At 43.2% G+C, this 5,516-nt stretch carries 5 protein-coding genes; 2 read left to right on the top strand and 3 right to left on the bottom strand.

The annotated features are described in order from the left end of the window. On the bottom strand, window positions 1–1,323 hold a 1,323-nt coding region (gene guaB / locus WBA23_RS17745; RefSeq protein ID WP_424583624.1), incomplete at its 3' end, for an IMP dehydrogenase. 189 nt (window positions 1,324–1,512) lie between these two features. Continuing rightward, window positions 1,513–2,277, bottom strand: a complete 765-nt coding sequence (locus WBA23_RS17740; protein WP_424583623.1) for a DUF4197 domain-containing protein — start codon at window positions 2,275–2,277, stop codon at window positions 1,513–1,515. Between the two features lie 146 nt (window positions 2,278–2,423). Here WBA23_RS17740 and WBA23_RS17735 point away from each other — a divergent pair, with 146 nt between their 5' ends. Both WBA23_RS17735 and WBA23_RS17730 read left to right on the top strand, forming a co-directional pair. Beyond that, window positions 2,424–3,689, top strand: a complete 1,266-nt coding sequence (locus WBA23_RS17735; protein WP_424583622.1) for a competence/damage-inducible protein A — start codon at window positions 2,424–2,426, stop codon at window positions 3,687–3,689. A 151-nt stretch (window positions 3,690–3,840) separates the two neighbouring features. Further along, the gene (locus WBA23_RS17730; RefSeq protein WP_424583621.1) at window positions 3,841–5,121 is read left to right on the top strand and encodes a dihydrolipoamide acetyltransferase family protein; all 1,281 of its coding nucleotides are present in this window, start codon (window positions 3,841–3,843) and stop codon (window positions 5,119–5,121) included. A gap of 171 nt (window positions 5,122–5,292) precedes the next feature. Here WBA23_RS17730 and WBA23_RS17725 read toward each other — a convergent pair. Next, window positions 5,293–5,516, bottom strand: a 224-nt coding sequence (locus WBA23_RS17725; RefSeq protein ID WP_424583620.1) for a YfiR family protein, incomplete at its 5' end; no start/stop codon positions are given.

The raw sequence follows: 5,516 nt of genomic DNA, 5'->3' as shown, positions 1-5,516 counted from the left end.
CCCGCCTTCTATTTGGTACAATACTTCTTCTACCAACCCTTTATAAGGTACCCGGCCTACAATACCCTCAGGAACTAGTTTTTTAACATCATCTTCAGCATCTTGGAAATAGCGATCTTTAGAGCCTTCTTCCATTGCCTCAATTGAGCCCATACCGCGGTACGATTTAAATTTTCGCCCTTCGTACAGAATCACTTCGCCCGGGGCTTCGTCGGTACCGGCCAGTAGTGAGCCAATCATCACGCAGTTGGCTCCGGCTACAATGGCTTTCACCACATCACCGGAAAAGCGGATGCCTCCGTCGGCAATCACTGGAATACCCGAACCTTGGGCCGCTTTAGCCGCTTCGTAAACCGCCGAAAGTTGCGGAACACCAACCCCGGCAATAATACGGGTAGTACAGATGCTTCCGGGGCCGACTCCCACTTTAAGGGCATCAGCTCCCGCCCTTATCAGTGCTTTAGCTGCCTCGGCGGTAGCGATATTTCCTACTACCACATCTAACTCAGGGAATTTGCGCTTTACAGCTGTGCACGCATCAATTACTCCTTTAGAATGACCGTGGGCCGTATCCACGCTGATGATATCGACTCCAGCATTTTTGAGCATCTCCACTCGCTCAGTAATATCAGGAGTAACCCCTACAGCGGCTCCCACCCGCAGACGACCAAACTCGTCTTTACAGGCGTTAGGCCGATCTTTGTTTTTTAAAATATCTTTATACGTAATAAGCCCAGTTAGGCGACCGCTATCATCTACAATAGGAAGTTTCTCAATTTTATGCTCCTGAAGAATATCTTCAGCCTCTTCTAAACCTACGCCTGGTTTGGCGGTTACTAGATTTTTTCGTGTCATTACCTCCTGTACTGGTTGAAAGGAGTCTTTGAGAAAACGTAGATCACGGTTCGTTATAATCCCGATTAGTTTTTCTTCGCTATCTACCACCGGAATGCCACCTATTTTATTTTCTCGCATAATATTGCGAGCATCGGCTACAGTAGCTCCTTTATTCAGCGTAATCGGATCAAGAATCATCCCGCTTTGCGAACGTTTCACCTTGCGTACTTGATGAGCCTGAGACTCAATTGACATATTTTTGTGGATAAATCCTAAGCCACCAGCCAGTGCCACGGCAATGGCTAAGTCGCTTTCGGTAACGGTATCCATCGCGGCGGAAACCAGCGGTACATTCAGCCGAATTTTTTTGGTCAGAAAAGTTGAAGTATCGGTTTCGCGGGGAAGAACTTCAGAATAATGGGGTACGAGCAGCACATCATCGTAAGTGAGTGCTTCGTACAGGAATTTATCAGAAGGGTTATTCATGGCAAATAATCTAGCGTTATTTGCCGGATAAAGATACTGAGCAATACTGAAAAGAAAAAACAGCCTTTGTTAATAATTTGATAGAAGAGAAAAGGGTGAGGTAGGCAATTAGAAGACCGAAACTAGTAAGATGCAGTGACTACTAAACAAAATTTATAATTTTTCAATCTTCCAACATTCTATTTTTTGTTATAGTCCACTTTTCTGGCTACCAAATACCTGACGAATAATGGATTGGCTGTAAGAATATGGATCGCGCCGAATTTTCTTTTCCTCAATAGAAACCAACGTAAACAAACCTTCCAAGGCTTTGTCGGTGGCATAATCTTCCAACTCGGGTAACTCCCGAACATTTACGTTGATATCACTGACCAAGGGAGTACGGTTATACGTGCTGATGGCGTCTTTCAGGCCGTCGTAGTACCTGGTGGCCTTCACCTGATCGAGAGCTTTCTTGATAACGGGCCGAAAGGCTTGCTCCAGATTAGCAGTAGTAGTACGTTTTAAATAATTAGTGGCCGCCGTGCTATCGCCTCGCAGAATGTTAGCGGCATCGCTGATCGTCATAGAAGTAATTGCTTTTACAAAAATAGGGGCGGCTTCTTTGGCAGCCTGCTCGGCTCCCCGATTCATTGCCTCCACAAATTCGTTCACTACTTTATCACCTACCAGAGGAATTTTTCGAATATTCCGCTCAACTTTTCTCAGCTCCGGAGGCATCAGTATCCGAATGTCGGTTATAGGATTGTTTAGGTAACCGTTCTGTTGAGAAGCATTACTTCCGGCAAAACGGGCCCCAGTCTTTAAGGCTTCTTTTAGTCCCGCCGTAATTTGACTAGTAGTTAACCCGCCAGCCCCGGTATTCATATCGTTTAAAACTTGGTTTAGGGTGTCGCAAGCCATGGTGGCGGCTAGCCCTAAAAGCAATAGTGTAGTTCTTACGTTGATTCTCATGGATTTGTGGTCTGAAATATATGAGTGATTATCTACCTTAGATTCACCTTCTGGTAAAATGCTTACAAACTAAAAGAACAAAACCCGCTAACATGTTCTTTATTCTACGACTAATTTAGTGATTCAAATATTATTCCATTACTGCTATGAAACCAATTTGGGCTGAAGTAATCACCATTGGTGACGAAATTCTGTACGGACAAACCCTAGATACCAACACCCACTGGATGGGAAAGCAACTCAATATTATTGGGGTCAAAATTATACGGAAAGTGGCGGTAGGTGATCAACGAGAAGAAATAGTTAAAGCCTTAGATGAAGCCTCGCAACGAGCGGATATTATATTAATTACCGGTGGTTTAGGCCCCACTAAGGACGATATTACCAAAAAAACCCTAGCCGACTACTTTAATACTTCCTTAGTAGAAGACCAAGAAGTATTAGCACATATTCGAGCGTTATTTTCTAAGCGAAATTTATCCATGAATGCACTAAACAATGCTCAGGCGTTGGTTCCCCAGGGTTGTACGGTAATTACTAACACAATGGGAACCGCGCCCGGCATGTGGTTTGAGCAAGATGATAAAGTATACGTTTCTATGCCTGGTGTCCCTTACGAAATGGAAACGATGATGGAAAAAAGCATCTTGCCCAAGTTGAAGGCGACCTTTGCTTTGCCGGTTATCTATCATCAGATGATTCAGACGGTAGGGATTGGGGAGTCGTGGCTGGCCGAACAAATTGAGTCTTGGGAAGATAACCTGCCATCGCACATCCGGTTAGCTTACCTTCCTAGTTTTGGTCGAGTAAAACTACGGTTAACGGCAGTTGGAACGAATCGCCTACAACTAGAAGACGATGTGGCTGAACAGGTACAAAAAGTGGTGCCAATCATCGAAAAATATATTTTTGGTTATGGTGATATTTCACTGGAAGAAGCGGTGGGAGAGATTCTAGCTAAGGAGGGAAAAACGCTGGCAGTGGCCGAAAGTTGCACCGGAGGTTTTTTAGCCCATACCATTACTAGTATTTTGGGTAGTTCTCGTTATTTTCAAGGAGGGGTAGTTGCTTACAGCAATAATTTAAAAACAAGTTTACTGGATGTTTCCAAAGAAACTTTAGTTCAAAATGGGGCAGTGAGTGAAGCAACGGTGCGAGCGATGGCTAAAGGAGTTAAAAAACTACTACAAAGTGACTTTAGTGTGGCGATCAGTGGCATTGCTGGCCCAGGTGGCGGCACTCCCGAAAAACCGGTCGGAACAATTTGGATTGCAGTGGCTAGCCCCCAGGAAATTGTCGCTAAAAAAATAAGTCTTTCTAAAGACCGTTTGGTAAATATTAAAAGAAGTACCGTAGTAGCGCTCAATATGCTTCGTATTGCTACCGAAAATGCTATTGCGAACCCTAGCTAATAGTGTAACTTTGTTTTTTGTTAACAGTAGTATTGCAAACTTGGTCAATATCAATTTCATACACAGAAAGCTAATAATCAGCAATTAGCTCACTTTCAATTGTCAACCTCAGTCTTGCACCGGGGTCAATTATCATATTTCAATTAGTAGTATGGCAACGGTAGAAATGGTCTTACCCGCAATGGGTGAAAGTATTATGGAAGCTACTGTGTTACAGTGGTTAAAAAAGGAAGGGGATACAGTTGATGAAGATGAATCTATTCTAGAAGTAGCTACTGATAAAGTAGATACTGAGGTTCCTGCTACTCACGGGGGCATCCTTCAGAAAATTCTTATTCAGGAGGGGGATGTCGCTCAGGTAGGCAAACCTATCGCCATCATTGAACAAGCAAACGGCGAAGCTGAGAAAGAGAGCTCAACAGTTATTGTAGCCGAGGAAGAAGGAGCTATGGCGGCGCAAGAACCAACTTCGGCGATAGTTAAAAGCAGTCGGGCTACTCCTAAAACCGAGACTACTCGTTTTTACTCGCCTTTAGTAAAAAATATTGCACGGGAGGAAGGTATTTCAGTAGCCGAGTTAGAGCAAATTGAAGGTAGCGGTAAAGAGGGCAGGGTCACTAAAAAAGATATTCTAAACTATATAAAGCATAAGCAGTCGGGTAACGGACATTCTACTTCCAATCAGCCGGTACAAGCGTCTTCAGTTCCAGTAACATCTCAAGAAGGCGATGAGGTAATTGCAATGGATCGGATGCGAAAGATGATTGCCGGTCGAATGCTGGATTCCCAGCGTATCTCAGCGCACGTAACTTCCTTTGTAGAGGCTGATGTGACAGATGTAGTTCTTTGGCGCAATAAAATGAAGCAAGAATTTGAAAAGCGGGAAGGCGAAAAGCTAACATTTACTCCAATTTTCGTAGAAGCTGTTGCCAAAGCATTGAAAGACTATCCTATGATTAATATTTCGGTGGATGGCGACAAAATTATTAAGCGGAAAAACATTAATGTAGGAATAGCGGTGGCTCTATCCAACGGTAATCTGATTGTACCAGTTGTTAAGAATGCCGATCAGCTAAGCTTGCTAGGGCTAATTAAGCAAGTGAATAGTTTAGCAGAAAAAGCTCGCAACAATCAGCTTAGTGCTGATAATCTTTCTAACGGTACATATACTTTATCAAACATTGGTTCTTTCGGAAATACGTTGGGTACTCCAATTATTATGCAACCGCAAGTAGCTATCTTGGCAGTAGGAACTATCATCAAGAAACCTAGCGTTATTGAAACACCTTCGGGAGATGCCATTGCGATTCGCCATAAAATGTATCTTTCCCACTCTTACGATCACCGAGTAGTAGATGGTGCTTTGGGGGGATTATTTGTAAGACGAGTAGCTGATTATCTAGAGCAGTTTGATCTGAACCGAGCGATTTGAGAGGTAGAAAAGTAGAGGGTACAGGGTGAAAGGTAATGGCAACCTTCAACCCTTTACCCTTTTAAACGAGAAAGACTTCAGCATAAGACAATGCGTGAAGCGATGTCCCTGCCGAAGCCTTAACTCAAACCACAAAGTAAAATCTAATCTGTATCTTCTTCTGCCTACTAGCTAGTAAGTTTTTGCGGCTAAGCCTGCCAAAGATCCGGCTACTTTAAATCCGGAGTTAGTTGCTGCTTTCTGATTTAATTCAAACCCTAATTTTGATTCTTTTGTAGCAATAAAGTTTATATGCGAACCCTTTGATTGAATGTCTTCAAGCTCAGTAATAACTAAGGTGCCACTAGCTTGTAAAGCCTGAATATCTTCTGATTTTATACGAACACCTTTCGTAA

This window comes from Tunicatimonas sp. (assembly GCF_049647865.1).
Classification (GTDB): Bacteria; Bacteroidota; Bacteroidia; order Cytophagales; family Cyclobacteriaceae; genus Tunicatimonas.
The sequence above is the reverse complement of the archived record's forward strand: the minus strand, read 5'-3'. Positions and strand labels throughout refer to the sequence as shown.